This is a genomic window from Rhodococcus sp. P4_E4, from assembly GCF_056401575.1.
The window spans coordinates 122,455-141,527 of record NZ_JBFUJB010000026.1 but is presented as its reverse complement, the minus strand read 5'-3'; the positions used below and the strand labels follow the sequence as shown (position 1 = coordinate 141,527).

Below are 19,073 nucleotides of genomic sequence, written 5' to 3'. Positions count from 1 at the left end.
ATGGAACCTCTGAGTGTTCGATCCGCGGAGGATTCAAACCTTCGGAGAAGGTACAAGCGTGAGGATCATGCCTGCGAGAATCATGCCAAGGACTGTGGACCCCGATTGGGAAGGAGTTTTGCCCCCTGGTGATGCACCGGCGACTGACGCGCACGATGTACGGACATAGCCCAGGATAGCGTCCAAACCTGAGTCCGGCAAGAATCTGGACGACTGGGTGTGTCAGTTCACTACCGATCGGTAGTGGGCGATCACCAGGACCAAGGCAGGGATCAGACAGTCGTCGTGGATACTTCGACGCCGTCGGCGATGTCCAATTCGAGCACACGTAGTCCGTCTGCCCGCGCCGCTTCGGCGAGCTCGACGGGGAAAGGTTCTGTGCTGAGCGCCAACACGGTGGGGCCTGCTCCCGAAACGGTCGCAGCAATGCCCGTCGCGCGCAAGATCCCGATCCATCGCGTCGTGAGCGGCAGTGCGGGTGCGCGCTGCGCCTGATGCAGGCGATCCTCGGTGGCTGCCATCAACAGATCGGGCCGAGCAGTGAGCGCAACGACAGCCAGCGCGCTGCGGCTCGCGTTGAACGAGGCATCCTGGTGCGGAACCAATTCGGGCAGGAGGCCACGAGTGTGTGCGGTGGACGAGCGCTCCTCGGGAACCAGTGCCACAGCACGGATGTCGGGATGGACATCGAGTTTCGCCGCGGAGTAGATCGGCTCGTCGCCTTCGACGGCCGGTGGGCAACTCCACGAGACCACTGCGCCACCGAGAACACTGGCAGACGCATTGTCCGGGTGACCTTCGAACTCGGACGAGAGTTGAACCAACTGCTCTTCCGTCAAGCCGATCTCGGCATCGAGTGCGCGCGCCAGACCGTTGGCTGCTGCCAGTCCGCCGACAGCCGCAGAAGCCGAGGATCCCAACCCGCGCGAGTGCGGGATCGCGTTGCGGCACAACACGTCCAGGCCACTGGCCCACACCCCGGCCGCTTCGAGACCGCGCTCGATAGCGCGAACCACGAGATGCGAAGGACCCCAAGGTACGTCGGCAGCGCCTTCACCTTCGACGCGAATCTGAAGGCCCGAATCCGTTGTGGTGACCACGATTTCGTCGTACAACCCCAACGCCAGACCGAGGGTGTCGAACCCCGGCCCCAAGTTTGCACTCGAGGCCGGGACGCGAGCAGTCACCGAAAGGCCGATAGGCAGGGTTATAGTCATGTCAGACACCGGATTCCGCGGAGTGGTCGATGAATCCACGGACACTATGCAAGCTCGAGGGCAGCCGCGACGGCAACGGGATCGACACCGATCGGCTCGACGTTCGGCATACCCTTCAAAGCCGTGTCAGGATCCTTGAGACCGTTACCGGTCACCGTGCACACGACGGTCAGGCCCGGCTCGAGCCAGCCCTCTGCACGTGCGGCGAGCAGGCCGGCGACACTGGCTGCCGACGCCGGTTCGACGAAGACGCCCTCGGTGGCGGCGATCAGACGGTAAGCCTCGAGGATCTTCTCGTCGGTGGCGGCACGGAATGCACCGTTCGACTCTTCCTTCGCGGCGACAGCGCCGTTCCAGGAAGCGGGGGAACCGATTCGGATTGCGGTAGCGATGGTTTCGGGGTCCTTGACGGGTGCGCCGTTGACCAGCGGAGCCGCACCGGCTGCCTGGACGCCGAGCATGCGGGGCTTGACCGTGGTCAGACCGTCGGCGTAGTACTCGGAGTATCCGCGCCAGTACGCGGTGATGTTTCCTGCGTTTCCGACCGGGAGAGCGTGCACGTCGGGAGCCTTGCCGAGCACGTCCATGATCTCGAATGCCGCGGTCTTCTGACCTTCGATGCGCACCGGGTTGACGGAGTTGACCAGACCGATGGTGGGGAATTCCGCCGTGGTCTTGCGTGCCAGTTCGAGGCAGTCGTCGAAGTTACCCTGGACCTGAATGATCTTGGCGCCGTGCATGACTGCCTGCGCAAGCTTGCCCATGGCGATCTTGCCCTGCGGGATGAGCACGGCGCAGGTCATGCCTGCCTTGGCTGCATACGCAGCGGCCGAGGCGGAGGTGTTGCCGGTGGACGCGCACAGAACTGCGCGCTGGCCACGGGCCAAGGCGTCGGTGACGGCCATCGTCATGCCGCGGTCCTTGAAGGAACCGGTGGGGTTGAGACCCTCGACCTTGAGGTAGACGTCGCAGCCGGTGATCTCGGAGAGGTGGCCGGCCGGCAGGAGCGGGGTGCCGCCTTCGCGCAGGGTGACGGTCTTCCAGTTGTCACCGATCGCGAGACGGTCCCGGTATGCCTCGATGAGACCCGGCCATGCCTTGTGGACGGGGTTGACGATGCCGGTCATTGTTCAGTGCCTTCCAGTCGCAGCACGCTGGTCACAGCGGTGACGAATTCGAGTTCGTTGAGGGCCGCCACGGTCTCGGAGAGAGCCGCGTCGGTTGCTACATGAGTGACGACCACCAGACGCGCGCCGGCGCCGGCGCCCTCCTGGCGGACGACGGAGATGCTCACGCCGTGCTTGGCGAACTCGGCGGCGACTGCGGACAGCACACCTTCCTTGTCCGCGACCTCCATGTTCACGTAGTAGCGCGTGAGGATGTCGCCCATCGGGGCGACCTTGAGCTTGGCGTACTTGGACTCGCGGGGGCCGCGGCCGCCGTGAACCTTGTTGCGCGCCGCCATCACCAGGTCACCCATCACCGCGGAAGCGGTGGGGGCGCCGCCAGCGCCCTGGCCGTAGAACATGAGCCGGCCGGCGTTCTCTGCTTCCACGACAACGGCGTTGAACGCGCCGTTGACCGAGGCCAGCGGATGGCTGAGCGGAACCAGCGCCGGGTACACGCGAGCAGAAATCCGCTCCTTGCCCTTGGGCGTGACGATGCGCTCGCAGATCGAGAGCAACTTGATCGTGCAGTCGAGTGCCTTCGCCGACGCCAGGTCTGCGGAGGTGATCGTGGAGATTCCTTCGCGGTACACGTCCGCGGCAGTGACGCGGGTGTGGAATGCGATCGACGCGAGGATCGCTGCCTTCGCCGCGGCGTCGTAGCCTTCGACGTCCGCGGTCGGGTCGGCTTCTGCGTATCCGAGGCGTCCGGCTTCGGCGAGGGTCTCCTCGTAGTCGGCGCCGGTCTCGTCCATCGCGGAGAGGATGAAGTTGGTGGTGCCGTTCACGATTCCGGCGACCTTGTTGACACGGTCTCCAGCCAACGACTGTGTGAGCGGGCGGATCACGGGGATCGCACCGGCAACAGCGGCCTCGAAGTACAGGTCGACAGAGTTGGCCTCTGCAGCCTCCGCCAATTCACCGGTGTGGTCCGCGAGCAGCGCCTTGTTGGCGGTCACGACCGACTTACCGGAGTTGAGGGAAGAGAGAATCAGCTTGCGAGGGAGCTCGATTCCGCCGATCACCTCGACCACGATGTCGACGTCGTCACGACCGACCAGGGACTCGGCGTCCGTCGTCTGCAGTTCCTCGGGAATTCCGCGGTCCGAGCCGATACGGCGGACGGCAACTCCCCGCAGTTCCAACGGGGCGCCGACGCGAGCTTCGAGTTCCTCGGCCTGCTCACGAATGATCCGGACGACCTCGCTCCCGACGTTGCCGAGGCCGAGAACGGCCACACCGATAGCGCGATGCGCCGATTCGCTCGTCACTGCGATACCTCCAAGCTGAGCAGATCTTCCACTGTTTCCCTCCGCAGAATCACACGTGAGACTCCGTCACGCACCGCCACCACGGCTGGGCGGGTGAGCAGGTTGTACCTGCTCGACATCGAATAGCAGTATGCACCGGTCGCTGCTACCGCTAGTAAATCACCGGGCCCGACGTCGTCGGGCATCCAGGTGTCCCGAATGACCACGTCACCGGACTCGCAGTGCTTACCGACGATACGTGCAACGACGGGATCAGCCTCGGAAGTTCGCGAAACCAACTTGGCTTCGTACTCCGCACCGTAGAGGGACGTGCGGATGTTGTCGCTCATCCCGCCGTCGACGCTGATGTAGCGGCGTGTCAGCGAGCTACCCACCGTGACGTCCTTGATGGTGCCGACCTCGTAGAGCGTCACCGTGCCAGGTCCGGCGATGGCGCGGCCGGGTTCGACGGCAAGCGTCGGCTCCGGCAATCCGGCCAGGGCGGACTCGTTGCGCACGATGTGGCCGAGCTTTGCTGCCAGTTCGTCGACGGGCGGCGGGTCGTCGGAGGGGATGTACGAGATCCCCATGCCGCCGCCGAGGTCGATGATCGAAATCTGCTTGGTCTTCTCGACTCCGAACTCGGTGACGACGTCGCGGAGCAAACCGATCACGCGGTGCGCTGCCACCTCGAAACCGTCGACGTCGAAGATCTGCGAACCGATGTGGCTGTGCAGGCCGACCAGTCGCAAGTTGTCGGCAGCGAAGACGCGACGGACCGCGTCGATCGCCGCTCCCCCGGCCAGCGAGAAACCGAACTTCTGGTCCTCATGTGCGGTGGAGATGAATTCGTGGGTATGCGCTTCGACGCCGACGGTCAGTCGGATCAACACGTCCTGAACGACACCGGCCTCACCGGCGACACGATCGAGTCGGTCGATCTCGATCGCCGAGTCGAGCACGACATGCCCGACGCCCGCGGCGACACCAGCGGCCAGTTCGGCGACTGACTTGTTGTTGCCGTGCATGGCAATTCGCTCGGCCGGGAAGTCCGCGTGCAACGCGATCGCCAGTTCGCCGCCGGAGCAGACGTCGAGCGAGAGGCCTTCGTCGGCGACCCAGCGTGCGATCTCGCCACAGAGGAATGCCTTGGATGCGTAGTGCACCTTGGCATCCGGGCCGAAGGCGCGGGCCATGTCGCGGCAACGCGAGCGGAAGTCGTCCTCGTCGATGACGAACAGCGGGGTGCCGTACTTCTCGGCAAGTTCACCGACCTTGACACCCGCGAGGGTCACTTCACCGTCGTCGCCGCGAGAAGCGTTGCGCGGCCACACCTGCGGTGAGAGTTCACCGAAGGCTTCGGGGCTGGCAGGACGGTCGGGCAAGCCGGGGGCCTGCAACTGCTCGGCATGCTTGGGGCCGGCGGGGTGCGCGTTCACATTTGCTCCGGTGCGGTGACGCCGAGCAGTTCGAGGCCGTTGGCCAGGACCTGTCGGGTGGCGGCGCAGAGAGCCAGACGCGCGCGGTGCACGTCGGTGGCGTCTTCGTCGCCTTGCGGAAGGATGCGGCACGCGCCGTAGAAGCGGTGGTACGCACCCGCGAGTTCTTCGAGGTAGCGGGCAATACGGTGCGGCTCACGCAGATTCGCCGCGCTCGACACGACGCGTGGGTACTCGCCGATCGTGCGGATGAGGTCACCCTCCTGCTCGACGGTGAGCAGGGCGAGGTTGCTCGCGTCGGCGGACAGACCGAGGTCCGCGGCGTTGCGAGCGATCGCCGAGAGGCGTGCATGCGCGTACTGGACGTAGTAGACGGGGTTCTCGCTGCTGGTCTTGGTCCACAGGTCGAGATCGATGTCGATGCTCGAGTCGACCGACGAGCGGATCATGACGTAACGCGAGGCGTCGACGCCGATTGCCTCGACCAGGTCGTCGAGGGTGATGACGGTGCCTGCGCGCTTGCTCATCTTGACGGCAGTGCCGTCCTTGACGAGGTTGACCATCTGGCCGATCAGCACCTCGACGGTGTCCGGATCGTCGCCGAATGCGGCCGCGGCAGCCTTGAGACGGCCGATGTATCCGTGATGGTCGGCACCGAGCATGTAGATGCAGAGGTCGAACCCGCGGGCGCGCTTGTTCTGGAAGTAGGCGATGTCACCGGCGATGTAGGCGGCGTTGCCGTCGCTCTTGATGACGACGCGGTCCTTGTCGTCGCCGTAGTCGGTGCTCTTGAGCCACCACGCACCGTCTTCGTGGAAGAGGTTGCCCGAACCCTTGAGGGATTCGACGGCCTTCTCGACCGCACCGGATTCGAAGAGCGAGTTCTCGTGGAAGTAGACGTCGAAGTCGACGCCGAAGTCGTGGAGGGTCTGCTTGATGTGCGTGAACATCAATTCGACGCCGATGGCGCGGAAGGTTTCCTGCTGCTCGTCGGCGGGCAGCTCCATGACGTCGGGACGCTGCTTCAGAACCGAGGCGGCGATGTCGGCGATGTATGCACCGGCGTAACCGTCTTCCGGAGCAGGTTCACCCTTCGCTGCAGCGATCAGTGAACGCGAGAAGCGGTCGATCTGGGCACCGTGATCGTTGAAGTAGTACTCACGTGTGACCAATCCACCCTGCGCGGACAGAATGCGTCCGAGCGCGTCTCCGACTGCAGCCCAACGGGTTCCACCGAGGTGAATCGGTCCGGTGGGGTTGGCCGAGACGAACTCGAGGTTGATCTTCTTGCCGGCGAGGGAGTCACCCGAGCCGTACGACGCACCGGCTTCGAGAACCGACACGACGATCGCGCCCTGGGCGTCCTTGTCCAGCCGGATGTTGAGGAAGCCGGGTCCGGCGATCTCGGCGGATTCGATTCCGTCGGCAGCGGTGAGGGCTTCGGCGATCCAGCCCGCCAGCTCGCGGGGATTGGTGCCGACCTTCTTGGCTACCTGCATGGCAATGTTGGTGGCGTAATCGCCGTGCTCGGGGTTGCGTGGTCGCTCGACGGTAAGGGTTTCGGGCAGCACGGATACGTCGAGGCCACGATCGGCAAGGACGCTCGCTGCGGTTCCGCGGAGCAGTTCGGCAAGGTCAGCTGGAGTCACAGGTATTCATCCTATTGCCTGCACACCGGAAGTGGAGACTCGCCTCACGCCTCGCTCTCCGTGAACGTGCGCGGGGCCGCTGTGGCGTGTCGCACGCCACTCTCAAAGTTTGCCCTCAGACTCGGAAAGTACAGTGGTAATGCCCGAGCTACCACCGCGTACCTTCATGCGCGGGCGCGCCACACCTCAAGCCCACACACCGAAAGAGCCCAATCGATGCCAAGCGGTTCCGATAGTCGCGGTCCCAACAAGAACTCCGGGGCCAAATCAGCCAAGGCCATCAAGGCCGCCAACAAGAACAGTCGGCCGGCCAAGAAGGGCAAGGGCGGTGTCCCCGCTCCCCGCCAGATCCCCTGGCTGTCGATCGGCGCCGGTGTGGCTGTGCTCGCACTCATCGCCGTGCTCGGTATCAATCTGTGGCCCAAGGTCGAGGAGCGGCAGGCCCTCGAGCCGTACAAGTACAGCTCCGAGAACAAGGATCCGTCCGACAAGATCGACGGCGTCCTCAAGATCGAGTACCCGGCCGGCCAGCACGTCGATTCCACTCAGCGCGTGGCGTACGACCAGACCCCGCCGTTCGGTGGCCCGCACGACGCCACCTGGGCGAACTGCACCGGAACCGTGTACGCCGACCCGATTCGCACCGAGAACGCCGTCCACTCGCTCGAGCACGGCGCCATCTGGATCACGTACAACCCCGATCTCGTCGACCAGGACCAGATCGACAGCCTCGCCGGACGCGTCAACGGCAAGTCCTACATGCTGATGTCGCCGTTCCCCGGCCAGAGCAGCCCCATTTCTCTGCAGTCGTGGGGCCATCGCCTCGAGATCGACAAGGCCGACGACGATCGCATCGATCAGTTCATCACCGCGTTGAACCAGAACCCGAACGTCTACCCCGAGGTCGGAGCGAGCTGCACCAACCCGCTGTTCACCCCGTCGACGTCGCCGTTCGATCCGACGCCTCCGGGCGCCGACGCCATCCAGATGGACGGCACGGGCGCGACCCCGGCCACCGACGAACAGATTCCCGCCGGTGGATAGTCCGGTGAATAGTTCAGAGACCACCGATCAGCCTTCGAAGCCGAGTCAGCGCACCGCACTGCTGATCATCGGTCTGATCGGCGCGATCGCCGTCGGTTTTGCCCTCGGCGCACTGACGAACCTCGTCGGACCCGATGCGAAGTCGTCACTGACCGTTCCGGCATCTGATTCGGTGGACGTGGGCTTCGCGCAGGACATGAGCGTGCACCACAGCCAGGCCGTGGACATGGCGTCCATCGCCCTGACGAAGTCAACGGACAACGATGTGCGCACGCTGGCGTTCGACATCTTGACCACGCAGCAGAACCAGCTCGGTCAGATGCAGGCGTGGCTGATCATGTGGGATCAGCCGCTGTCCAAGGTGGGTCCGTACATGGAGTGGATGTCGTCGGATTCGGGCTCCGGCCACGGATCGCACGGGACTTCGGCCACGATGGACATGGCTCATTCCGGCCCGGTCGACACCATGCCTGGCATGGCGTCCCCCGAGGACCTCGCGGCTCTCCGCGCGGCGGAAGGCCTGCAACTCGACACCTTGTTCCTGCAGTTGATGCTTCGTCACCACGAAGGTGGGCTTCCGATGATGGAGTACGCAGCTGCCGACGCCACCGAGGGTCCGGTGCGCAGCCTGGCGCAGACCATGGTCAACACGCAGCAGAGCGAGTCCAAGCTGATGACCGACATGTTGGCAGCTCGCGGCGCAGTGCCGCTGCCCATGAACTGAACTGCACTGCACTGCACTGCACTGCACTGAGCTGAACCGAGAATGTTCAGACCCAACTGGGCCTGGTCCTGAATTTCAGGACCAGGTCCAGTTTTCTACCTCCGGCATGTCTTCGAGGTGCTCGACGATGTAACGCGAGTGCTTTTCGAGCTGTGTCCGGCAGAACTCCGCCAACTCGGACGCCCCGGCCGGCCGACGCTTGGAGCGTCGTAGCGCCTCGATCACCAGGTGGTAGCGGCTCATCTTGTTGAGGACAACCATGTCGAACGGTGTTGTGGTTGTTCCCTGTTCACTGAATCCGCGAACGTGGAAGCGTTCGGGACTCGGACGCCCGTGAATCAGTTCGTGCACCGCACGCGAGTATCCGTGGAATGCGAACACGACGTCGGTCTGCGCGGTGAACAAATCGAGGAAGACACGCTCCCCAAATCCGTGGGGATGCTCGGTTGGCGTCAGCAAGGCCATCAGATCGACGACGTTGACGACGCGGGTGATCAGTTCTGGCGTGTGATCGCGCAGCAACTGTGCAGCAGCCAGGATCTCCTGCGTCGGCACATCTCCCGCAGCGGCCAGGACCACGTCCGGTTCCTGTCCGCGTGCTTCGGTTCCGGCCCATTCCCACACCGAAGCGCCCGCCGCGCAGTGCTCGTGCGCTTGCTCGAGCGTGAGGTATTGCAGGTGCGGTTGCTTGTCCACGACTATCAGGTTGACGTGGTCGGTACTACGCAGGCAGTGGTCCGAGATCGAGAGCAAGGTGTTGGAGTCCGGCGGTAGCCACACGCGGATCACACTGGGTGCCAATGGAATAACGGCGTCGATCATGCCGGGGCCCTGATGACTGAATCCGTTGTGGTCGTTGCGCCAGCATGTACTGGTCAGCAGCACGTTGAGCGAAGCGACGGACGCCCGCCACGGCAGGTCGACGGCATGTTGGAGCCACTTGGCGTGCTGGATGAGCATCGAGACACTCACCATCGCAAACGCTTCGTAGCTCGCGAACATCCCGTGTCGACCGGACAACAGATAGCCCTCGAGCCAACCCTCGCAGAGGTGCTCGCTGAGGACCTCCATGACACGACCGTCCGAGGACAGTCCGTCGTCGTAGTCGGTGATCGGCAGTTGCCAGCAGCGGTCGGTTGTCTCGAACACGGCGCCGAGGCGATTGCTCGACGTCTCGTCCGGACAGAAGAGTCGGAAGATCCCGCCGCTGTCCTCGGTTTCCGTGGCGGCGTAGATGTCGCGCAGAAGCTCGCCGAGAACTCGTGTCGTCTCGTGGAAGGTCGAACCCGGGGATTGAATGGGAAGCGCGTACTTTTCGAGCGGCGGCATCGGGAGATCGACGCGAAGTCGCCCACCGTTCGCGTAGGGAGTGCTCCCCATGCGTTTGTCCCCCGCCGGCGAGAGCGCCGCCAGTTCCGCGGCCAGTGATCCGTTGGCGTCGAACAACTCGTCCGGACGGTACGACCGCATCCACTCTTCGAGTTGCCGCAGATGCGATTCGTTGGTTCGCACGCCGGACAACGGCACCTGGTGCGCACGATGTGTGCCCTCGACCAAGATTCCGTCGACGGTGTGCGGACCGGTCCATCCTTTCGGCGTCCGCAAGACTATTGCCGGCCACGAACCCGTCCACTCGTCGCCGCGGCGTGCGGCACCCTGCATCTCGCGGATCTTCTCGTGTGCCTGCGAGATCGCTTGATACAACTGAGGAAACACGACGTCGGGGTCGTCACCGGAGACGACGATCGGCGCCCACCCCTGGCCGCCGAGGTAGGCCTGAATGTCCTCGTCGCTGCTGCACCCGTACACGGTCGGGCCCGCGATCTTGGCGCCGTTCACGTGCAGGATCGGCAACACCGCGCCGTCGCGTCGTGGATTGAGGAACGCCGGGAGCTTCCACGAGCCGGACAACGGCCCGGTCTCCGCTTCGCCGTCGCCGATCACACAGGCCACCACGAGGTTCGGATGATCGAAGGCAGCGCCGGCCGCATGTGCAAGGGCGTAGCCGAGCTCGCCGCCTTCGTGGATGCTTCCGGGTGTCTGCACACTCACATGGCTGGGCACTCCGCCGGGAGCCGAGAATCGCCGACACATCCGGTGGATACCCTCGGCGTCGTCCGAGACTTCCGGATAGATCTCCGAATACGTTCCCTCGAGATACGTCGACGCGACCAGCGCCGGGCCGCCGTGCCCCGGGCCCGTGACGTACAGCCAGTCAGCATCAGTGGCGACGATGTGCCGATTGAGGAGCGTGTAGATCATCGACAGGCCAGGGCTGGTCCCCCAGTGTCCGAGCAGTCGAGGCTTGATGTGCTCGGCTCGCAACGGTTCCCGCAGAAGCGTGTTGTCTTTCAGATAGATCTGCGCAACGGTCAGGTAGTTGGCCGCTGCCCACCACTTCAGGTCGAGCGCGAGCTGGTCTTCGGAATAGTGGTGATCGGTCATCAACGACTCCCGTACCTCACGAGGGTGCCCGAGCAGTCCGCCCGAGCCTGTGCTCAGAGCCGAGCCTAGGCGTAAAAAGCATCCGAGTCAGTCGGTACAGATGATTCGACGACCATGGTCCCCGGCCGCATCCTCGACTGCCTCCCGCGACGACGCCATGCCGAGACGGGTGCCGGTTTGGTCTTGGCCCCCCGTGATGCGCTACGCTAACGCAGCCCAATCGGCACACCGAAAGTTCGGTGCGCCCCCGTAGCTCAGGGGATAGAGCGTTCGCCTCCGGAGCGAAAGGTCGCAGGTTCGAATCCTGCCGGGGGCACCACGAAGACGCAGGTCAGCGATTGATCGTCGACTTCTCCACGGTGCCGCACCAAAATATTCAGGGCAATCTATCCGACTACTGTCGATCTCATGCCTCGCATCGATCCTGCTCCCACGTACACGATGCGTCAGCTGGCTGCGTTTGTCGCGGTAGCCGAGACCGGGACGATCAGCGCCGCGGCCGAGCGCTTGCACCTCTCCCCCTCCGCCCTGTCCGCGTCGCTCACCGAACTCGAACGCGCGCTCAAAGTTCAACTGTGCGTTCGCCGTCGCTCATTCGGCATTCAACTGACCCGCACCGGTGAATCCGTTCTGGTGCGCGCCCGGGCGCTACTTCAGCAAGCCGGGGAGCTCGAATCCGATGCGCTCGGAACCGGCGGAAGCGTGTCGGGGCCCATCGCGATCGGTTGCTATCCTGCTCTGGGGCCGACGGTATTGCCGTCGATGATCGCCGGGTTCACCCGTGAGAATCCCGACGCGCAGGTGGAGTTCCGCGAGGACACTCAGAATCGGCTCCAGACACATCTCGAGAACGGCGAGTTGGACCTCGCGATCGCTTACGACCTGGACCTGTCTCCACAATTGCGCACAGTTCCGTTGGCCATCCGCGAACCCTTGATCGTCCTGGGTGCAGAACACCCACTCGCGCGGTCCGAGCGACCGATCCATCTTCCGGATCTCGCGGAACACCCGATGGTTCTCCTCGACGCGCCGCCGAGCACCAAACACGCGCTCGACGTCTGCCGCGCAGGCGGATTCATCCCGAAGGTTGCATACAGAACCGCGAACTTCGAGACGGCGCGGGCATTTGTCGGACGCGGACTCGGCTGGACGCTGTTGCTCCAGCGCCCCAAGATGGACGTCACGTACGAGGGGCTCGAGGTAGTCGTCAAGACCATCGCTTCCCCTGTCGTGCCGTCGGTGCACGTAGTTCTCGCGTGGCACCAGAACACTCGCCTCAGCCGCGTCGCACGCGCTTTCATAGAATTCGTTTCACCCTCGGAACCTGCCCAATAGTCCCACTACCAGGCAGCGGAGCTGATTCCACGGATTTTCCGTGCAAGAACCTCCAATTCTTTCGCTTTTCAATTGTTGTGGCGCACGTCATTGTTTCTTCAAGCCACATTCATCTCGAAAGGCACTTCATGACCTCCATCGCCTCACCGACCGCTACGCGCACCGCCGCGACGGTCAAGGCGCGCAAGGCCGCACTCGGCAGCTTTGTCGGCACCGCCATCGAGTGGTACGACTTCTTCATCTACGGCACCGCCGCCGCGCTCGTGCTCGGCAAGCAGTTCTTCCCCGGCACGTCCGATCTGGCCGGCACCCTGGCCGCCTTCGCCACCCTCGCCGTCGGATTCGTCGCGCGTCCCATCGGCGGAATCGTGATGGGCCACTTCGGCGACCGCATCGGACGCAAATCCATGTTGGTCACCTCGTTGATGCTGATGGGCTGCGCCACCGTTGCCATCGGCCTGCTACCCAACTACGCCGCCATCGGCGTCTTCGCCCCCATACTCCTGGTGACCTTGCGATTCGTTCAGGGACTCGGTGTCGGCGGCGAGTGGGGCGGCGCAGTTCTGGTCGCCACCGAAAACGCACCGGAGGGCAAGAAGGGGCTGTACGGCAGCGCACCACAAATCGGTGTTCCCGCAGGCGTACTGGTGGCCAATCTCGTCTATCTCCCCCTCGCCGCCTTCATGGACGACGATGCATTCAACTCCTGGGGATGGCGAATCCCGTTCCTGCTCAGCGCAGTTCTTGTGGGCGTTGCGATGTGGATCCGTCTCGGCCTCGAGGAAAGTGACGAGTTCACCGCTTCGAAGTCCGAAGCACCGGCGGAGTCCATGCCGATTCTCGAGGTTCTCACCAGACACTGGAAGACAGTGCTCCTCGCCGGTGGAACCTTCATCGCCACCAACGGAATTGCGTACGCGTACATGGTTTACGTGCTCAAATACGGCGAGTCCGAACTCGGCTTCAGCAAAACTACGATGCTCTTCCTCCTCATCGCATCCTGCCCGTTCTGGATGGCGGGAATGGCTTTCAGCGCTCACAAGTCGGACACTCTCGGACGCCGGACCGTCTACATCCGCAGTTCGATCGCCCTGGTAGTGGCGGCGGCGGTGTTCTTTCCGCTGATCGACACAGCGATCGTCCCGGTGATGCTCGTATCGATGATCGCCCTCGGCTTCACGCTCGGCTGCTGCGCCGGCCCACAAGCGGCGCTGTTCGCCGAATTGTTCCCCGCACACATCCGCTACAGCGGAGCGTCACTCGGCTACCAGATCGGCGCAATCCTCGGCGGCGGTCTGGCCCCGATGATCGCCACCGCGCTCTACGCCGCCTTCGACACCTCGTTCGCCATCACCGTCTACTTCGTGATCATTGCCGTGATCAGCTTGGTTTCCATCCTGCTACTCCCGGAACCTCAACTGATCCCGAAAAACACTGCCGCACAGAAAGCCTCGTGACCATGTCGACCTACTTTCATCCGAAGAAGTACGCCCCCGAGGACTTCGCTTCCATGGCGCCTTCGGCCGACGCACTTCCCGTCGTGATCGTCGGAGCCGGCCCAGTCGGCATGGGCGTAGCCATGGGCTTGGCGCAGCGCGGCATTGCCGTCACGATTCTCGAAGCGGCCGATCAGGTCTCGTTCGGCAGTCGCGCGATCTGCGTGTCACGGCACAGCCTCGAAGTTGCCGAACGCCTTGGTTTCGGTGCCGAACTCGAAGACATCGTTCTACCGTGGGTGGGTGGTCGGAGTTACTACCGCGATCAGGAAGTACTGCAGTTCCGGATGGCATCCGCCGAGCACGACGCGCGCGGACCCATGGTCAACGTCTCGCAATCCGAGTTCGAACAGATCATGACCGACAAGTTGCTCGCCCACCCACTGGTGAACTTCCACTGGTCGTCGTCGATCGCCGGCATCTCCGGCGGTGACGACGAGGTAACTCTGACCGTCGACACCGCGTTCGGAACCCGCGAACTGCGTGCGGCGTGGGTCGTGGCTGCCGACGGTGGACGCAGCAAGATGCGCGAACTCAGCGGAATCCGCTTGCAGGGCAACAGCTACGAGGGCAACTACGTCATTGCCGACATTCATTGGGAATCGGAACTCCCGGCCGAGCGTCTGGTGTGGTTCGACGCACCCAGCAACCCGGGCTCCACGATCATCATGCACCGCCAACCACGGGACATCTGGCGCATCGACTACCAGCTCGACGCGTCGGACGATCCGGAAGCGGAGACGCAAGAAGATCGCATCCGTGACCGCATCACGCGTCACCTCGAATGGCTCCAGAGCGACATCCCCTGGACCCTGGAATGGTTCGGCTTCTACCGCGCCCATGCACTCGCCCTGGAAGATTTCACTCACGGACGTGTGCTCTTTGCCGGCGACGCCGCGCATCTCGTTCCGATCTTCGGTGTTCGTGGCCTCAACTCTGGCATGGAAGATGCCGAGACCCTGGTGTGGCAACTGGCGGCCGTCATCAACGGAGCTGCCGATACCGCCATCCTCGACGCGTATTCGAAGGAACGTCGCAGCGCGTGGCAGCAGAACGTCGACAATGCAGGCAAGTCGACGCTCATCATGTCGCCCGGCAGTCATGGATACCGGACCACCCGCGACGCCGTACTCGAACTCGCCACCAAGCGAAGCGAATTCGCGCACCTCATCAACCCGCGCCAGTCGAGTGCAACGCACGCCCGTCTCTCGCCGCTGACGTGGCCCACAGCTGCGGGCACCGAGGGCGTACTGCCCGGGGATCCGTTGGAAGACAGAGTCGTCCAGGTCTCGGCGGACGGTTCGAAAACCTCCTTGAACAGTCTGCGCGGTACTGGATTCGGCCTGCTGGCTTTCGGACTGTCAGCTGAGCTGGTATCCGAACTCGACACGCAAGCCGAGATTCTCGCTCAGGCCCTTGCACCGGAAACCGTACGGGTGATCACCGCGGGAACTAACGACTCCACGATTCGCGATGCCGAAGGCAATCTCGCATCTGCCCTCGGTGCTCGTGTCGGCGAGATCTTCGTGATTCGGCCCGACGGATTGACGCTCTGCCGCATCAGCGATCCCACGCAATTGAACGACGTGGCCAAGCACCTCACCGCCGGCACTGCGCCGACGCACTTCGATACGGCACAGTCGGCGACAACTGCGGTGATCGACGACGAGGGCCACCGCGAGCACGTCTGGTTGGCACTGTCGAACGCACTCGACCAGGCTGATCCGTCCGACCGCGAAGCCATGTTGGTGCGTCTTGCCTTGATTCTCGGTTCGCAAGCTACGTCGACAAGTTTCGACGCAGCCCTGAAAGACGCGGCCCCGAAAGACGCAGCCCTGAAATCTGCCACCCGATAGTTCAGACACAGCAACTCGGCCGCGCAGGATTGTCTCCTACGCGGCCGAGCGCATTCGCGGATGAAGCAAGTATTCAGTTGACCTCGGCCAATTCCTTTTCTTCCTCAGCGCGCCTTTCACGCACGGATCTTCCCCGCAGCGACCTGCCACGTACCAGCGGCGAGACGGTGATCGCCAAGCCCACCAGCGCGACTCCGGTAACCAGGATCAGTCCGGGATGGAACTGTTCGAATCCGGCGGTACCGGCACCGGATGCGGTGTGCGATCCGGCGGTCACGAGGGCGGTAGTGAGAGCGAGTACGAGCGCCGCGCCGACCTGAGCGGACGTGTTCACCAGCCCGGACGCCAAACCCTGCTCCGAGTCGTCGACACCCGAGGTGGCCTGGGCCATGATCGAGGTGTAGCCCAACGCGAATCCGAGTCCGAGCAGGATGACGCTCGGCAGAATCGCCACGACGTACGACGGTGAATCGCTGCCCGCGAAGAGGAACCAGAGGTACCCGACGCTGAGCGAGGTCAGTGCCGCGATGATGAGCTTGGCACTGCCGTACAGGTCGACCAGCCGTCCGACGAACGGCGATCCGAAGGCGACGATGATGCCCGCGGGGAGCAGTGCCATCGCCATCTTCAGGGGCGACCATCCGAGGGCCGACTGCAGGAAGATCGTCATCATGAACTGGAAGCTCAGGTAGGAACCGAAGAGCGCGATGATGGCCAGATTCGCACGAACGATGGTGCCGACGCGCAGAAGCCCAAGTCGCACAAGCGGATGCGCCACCTTCTTCTCCACGAAGAAGAACGTCGCCAGAAGCACGGCAGCGACGGCGAACGAACCCAGCGTCATCGGGTGTGCCCACCCACGGGTCGGAGCCGAAACCATCGTGTACACCGTGAGAAGCATTCCCGTCACCAGGGTGACGGCGCCGACGAGGTCGTGTCCCCCGGCATCTGCGGGACGGTCCCGCGGAATGAGGAAGTACCCACCGATCAGCGCGATGACGGCAAACGGAACCGGCATCAGGAACGTGAATCGCCAACCGGCACTGGTCAACAGCCCACCCAGGATCAGGCCCGACGAGTAACCACTGGCGCCGAACACGGAGAACACGGACAGCGCACGGTTACGGGCCGGGCCCTCTTTGAACGTCGTGGTGAGAATGGACATTGCAGTCGGCGCAGTGAAGGCCGCCGCCAGTCCCTTCACGAATCGTGATGCGATCAGCAGTGTTCCGTTGTCGACAAGGCCACCGACCAGCGAAGCGATTGCGAACACGGTCAGCGCGATCAGGAAGACCTTCCTGCGCCCGAGAAGATCGGCGGTACGTCCACCGAGTAGCAACAAGCCGCCGAATCCGAGGACGTAGCCGTTGATGATCCACTGCAGCGAAGTAGTGGACAGGCCCAGTTCGTTGCCGATGGACGGTAGAGCGACGCCCACCATCGACACATCGAGACCGTCGAGGAACAACACGAGGCAGAGCACCGCGAGGATGCCCCACAGCTTGAGGGACCAGCCCTCTCCTGTGGCCGGATCCGTGGATTCCGTAGAACCCGGGGATTCCGGCGAATCGAATGGTTTGAGTGTCGAGTCTGTGCAAGTCACGTCAGCGAGAATAGATGCACATGCACTTAATGCACAAGCATTTAATGCAATTGCACGTAATCGAGTCTTCAACTAGAATGCGGTCGTGACGTCGGAATCGGAATTGCGCAACACCTGGCGCTCGTTGTCGACCAGCTACAACGACATCGCGTGCGAACTCGATCGCCAGATGCAGTCGGCGCACGGCCTGAGTATGAGCGACTTCGAGGCCCTCGACCGACTCATGGACACCTCGTGTGAGCGTCCACGGATGCAGGATCTGGCTTCGGAGATGTACCTGAGTCCCAGTGCGCTCTCCCGCAGCGTCGCCCGCCTCGAGAAGGCCGGACTGGTTCAGCGAGCACTGTGCGAGGCTGACCGGCGCGGAGTCTTCATCGACGTCACCGACAAAGGTCGTCAAGTACACACGGATGCCAGCAAAATTCAACTGGCCGTGCTGGATTCACGCCTGCGCGAGCAGTAGCCCTACGTCGGAGCAGCACCGCACCTCGCCCGGCCGCCGGGCGAGGACCGTTCAGGACTAGACTGAGCACATACCGGCGCGCCTTTCTGTTGCCGTCGGCGATCGACAGCAGCGCAGCCGGCACGCCTTCACGCGATCCTGGCCGAGGCAATCTGCCAGCGTTCCTGCGGCTTCTGCTCGTCCCTCAGGCGCCTGCCTGACATCTCTACCTGCTCCTATCGAGAGATACACAATTGAACAACGCACGCACCCTTGGAGTCATCGGACAGTCGAGCAAACCGGCAGAACGCCGGTTGCCGATCCATCCTGCGCATTTCGATCGCATCGATGCCGAACTACGTTCTCGGATCTACCTCGAAGAGGGTTACGGCCACCCCTTCGGCTACTCCGACGACTACCTCTCGCGTCTGGTGGCCGGAATCCGCACGCGCAAGCAGATTTTGGCGGAAACCGATGTGGTTCTGCTACCGAAGCCGTTGGTGCGTGACCTCGCCGAACTACGGTCGGGTCAGGTTCTCTGGGGCTGGCCGCACTGTGTCCAGGACACCGAGCTGACACAGATCGCGATCGACAAGAAACTGACTCTCATCGCCTTCGAAGCGATGAACTTCTGGCACAGCGACGGATCGTTCAATCTGCATGTGTTCCACAAGAACAACGAGTTGGCCGGCTATTGCTCGGTACTGCACGCCCTGCAGTTGATCGGTTCCACCGGAGACTACGGCCGCCGTCTCACTGCTGCCGTGATCGGTTTCGGTGCCACTGCACGCGGCGCTGTCACTGCACTCAAGGCGCACGGTATCCACGAAGTGGACGTACTGACTCAGCGCGGCGTCACCGCCGTCAGCTCCCCCATCCACTCGGCGCGAATGGTCTCGTTCGACAACAACAACGGCGATGTCCGCGGCAGCCACGTCATGCTCGACAACCACAGCGTGCCGGTACCGGGCTTCCTGGCCGAGCACGACATCGTCGTCAACTGCGTACTGCAGAACACGGATGCCCCGCTGACGTTCCTGACCGAGGAAGATCTCATGGACTTCCAACCGGGAAGCCTCATCGTCGACGTCTCGTGCGACGAAGGCATGGGGTTCAGCTGGGCTCGTCCAACCTCGTTCGCGGATCCGACCTTCATCGTCGGCGACAACATCACTTACTACGGCGTCGATCACAGCCCGTCGTACCTGTGGAACTCCGCGTCGTGGGAGATCAGCGAATCACTTCTTCCCTACCTGCCCACTGTGATGGCAGGAGAGACGGCCTGGAAGGCAGACGAGACCGTCGACCGCGCCATCGAAATCCGTGACGGCGTCATCGTGAATCCCGCCATTACGCGTTTCCAGCACCGCTCGGAGGACTACCCGCACGCTGTTATCGCGGAGTAGC

At 63.4% G+C, this 19,073-nt stretch carries 14 protein-coding genes and 1 tRNA gene; 8 read left to right on the top strand and 7 right to left on the bottom strand.

The annotated features are described in order from the left end of the window. Window positions 1-272: 272 nt before the first annotated feature. From thrB to argS, 5 genes are read right to left on the bottom strand one after another with little or no spacing between them, the layout of a single operon-like run. Window positions 273-1,217, bottom strand: a complete 945-nt coding sequence (gene thrB, locus AC1DVN_RS26980) for a homoserine kinase (RefSeq protein WP_477994421.1) — start codon at window positions 1,215-1,217, stop codon at window positions 273-275. Between the two features lie 44 nt (window positions 1,218-1,261). Beyond that, window positions 1,262-2,344, bottom strand: a complete 1,083-nt coding sequence (gene thrC / locus AC1DVN_RS26975) for a threonine synthase (protein ID WP_003941280.1) — start codon at window positions 2,342-2,344, stop codon at window positions 1,262-1,264. Continuing rightward, window positions 2,341-3,654 carry a homoserine dehydrogenase gene (locus AC1DVN_RS26970; protein WP_007726192.1) on the bottom strand — a complete coding sequence of 438 codons (1,314 nt, stop codon included), beginning with the start codon at window positions 3,652-3,654 and terminating at the stop codon, window positions 2,341-2,343. The genes thrC and AC1DVN_RS26970 overlap by 4 nt, the downstream gene beginning before the upstream one ends. Beyond that, on the bottom strand, window positions 3,651-5,072 hold the full coding sequence (lysA, locus tag AC1DVN_RS26965; RefSeq protein ID WP_477994420.1) for a diaminopimelate decarboxylase: 1,422 nt from the start codon (window positions 5,070-5,072) through the stop codon (window positions 3,651-3,653). Before lysA ends, AC1DVN_RS26970 begins: the two co-directional genes overlap by 4 nt. Then, window positions 5,069-6,721, bottom strand: a complete 1,653-nt coding sequence (gene argS, locus AC1DVN_RS26960) for an arginine--tRNA ligase (protein ID WP_019749183.1) — start codon at window positions 6,719-6,721, stop codon at window positions 5,069-5,071. The genes lysA and argS overlap by 4 nt, the downstream gene beginning before the upstream one ends. 216 nt (window positions 6,722-6,937) lie before the next feature. On the opposite strand from argS, the gene AC1DVN_RS26955 reads away from it, so the two are divergent. Next, entirely contained in the window at window positions 6,938-7,765 is an 828-nt protein-coding gene (locus tag AC1DVN_RS26955; protein WP_021334274.1) for a DUF3105 domain-containing protein, read from the top strand. A gap of 4 nt (window positions 7,766-7,769) precedes the next feature. Then, a complete protein-coding gene (locus tag AC1DVN_RS26950) occupies window positions 7,770-8,489 on the top strand; it encodes a DUF305 domain-containing protein (RefSeq protein ID WP_477994419.1) in 720 nt (239 codons plus the stop codon). Between the two features lie 75 nt (window positions 8,490-8,564). On the opposite strand, the gene AC1DVN_RS26945 is transcribed toward AC1DVN_RS26950, so the two are convergent. Continuing rightward, window positions 8,565-10,934, bottom strand: a complete 2,370-nt coding sequence (locus AC1DVN_RS26945; RefSeq protein WP_477994418.1) for a phosphoketolase family protein — start codon at window positions 10,932-10,934, stop codon at window positions 8,565-8,567. Between the two features lie 243 nt (window positions 10,935-11,177). Between AC1DVN_RS26945 and AC1DVN_RS26940 the strand changes: the two genes are divergently transcribed. From AC1DVN_RS26940 to AC1DVN_RS26925, 4 genes are all read left to right on the top strand, one after another. Next, window positions 11,178-11,253, top strand: a tRNA-Arg gene (locus AC1DVN_RS26940). An 89-nt stretch (window positions 11,254-11,342) separates the two neighbouring features. Beyond that, the gene (locus AC1DVN_RS26935) at window positions 11,343-12,269 is read left to right on the top strand and encodes a LysR substrate-binding domain-containing protein (RefSeq protein ID WP_020908299.1); all 927 of its coding nucleotides are present in this window, start codon (window positions 11,343-11,345) and stop codon (window positions 12,267-12,269) included. Between the two features lie 128 nt (window positions 12,270-12,397). Further along, on the top strand, window positions 12,398-13,726 hold the full coding sequence (locus tag AC1DVN_RS26930) for an MFS transporter (RefSeq protein WP_020908300.1): 1,329 nt from the start codon (window positions 12,398-12,400) through the stop codon (window positions 13,724-13,726). A gap of 2 nt (window positions 13,727-13,728) precedes the next feature. Beyond that, window positions 13,729-15,621, top strand: a complete 1,893-nt coding sequence (locus AC1DVN_RS26925) for an FAD-dependent monooxygenase (protein ID WP_279218081.1) — start codon at window positions 13,729-13,731, stop codon at window positions 15,619-15,621. Window positions 15,622-15,694: 73 nt separating this feature from the next. Here the strand turns inward: AC1DVN_RS26925 and AC1DVN_RS26920 are convergent, their stop codons facing one another. Continuing rightward, a complete protein-coding gene (locus tag AC1DVN_RS26920) occupies window positions 15,695-17,224 on the bottom strand; it encodes an MFS transporter (RefSeq protein WP_020908302.1) in 1,530 nt (509 codons plus the stop codon). Window positions 17,225-17,309: 85 nt separating this feature from the next. Between AC1DVN_RS26920 and AC1DVN_RS26915 the strand changes: the two genes are divergently transcribed. Both AC1DVN_RS26915 and AC1DVN_RS26910 read left to right on the top strand, forming a co-directional pair. Continuing rightward, window positions 17,310-17,687: a MarR family winged helix-turn-helix transcriptional regulator gene (locus AC1DVN_RS26915; RefSeq protein ID WP_019749191.1), complete on the top strand. Its 378-nt coding sequence runs from the start codon at window positions 17,310-17,312 to the stop codon at window positions 17,685-17,687. Between the two features lie 233 nt (window positions 17,688-17,920). Further along, window positions 17,921-19,072, top strand: coding sequence for a N(5)-(carboxyethyl)ornithine synthase (locus tag AC1DVN_RS26910; protein WP_060939014.1), 1,152 nt, complete (start codon window positions 17,921-17,923; stop codon window positions 19,070-19,072). Window position 19,073 lies beyond the last annotated feature (1 nt).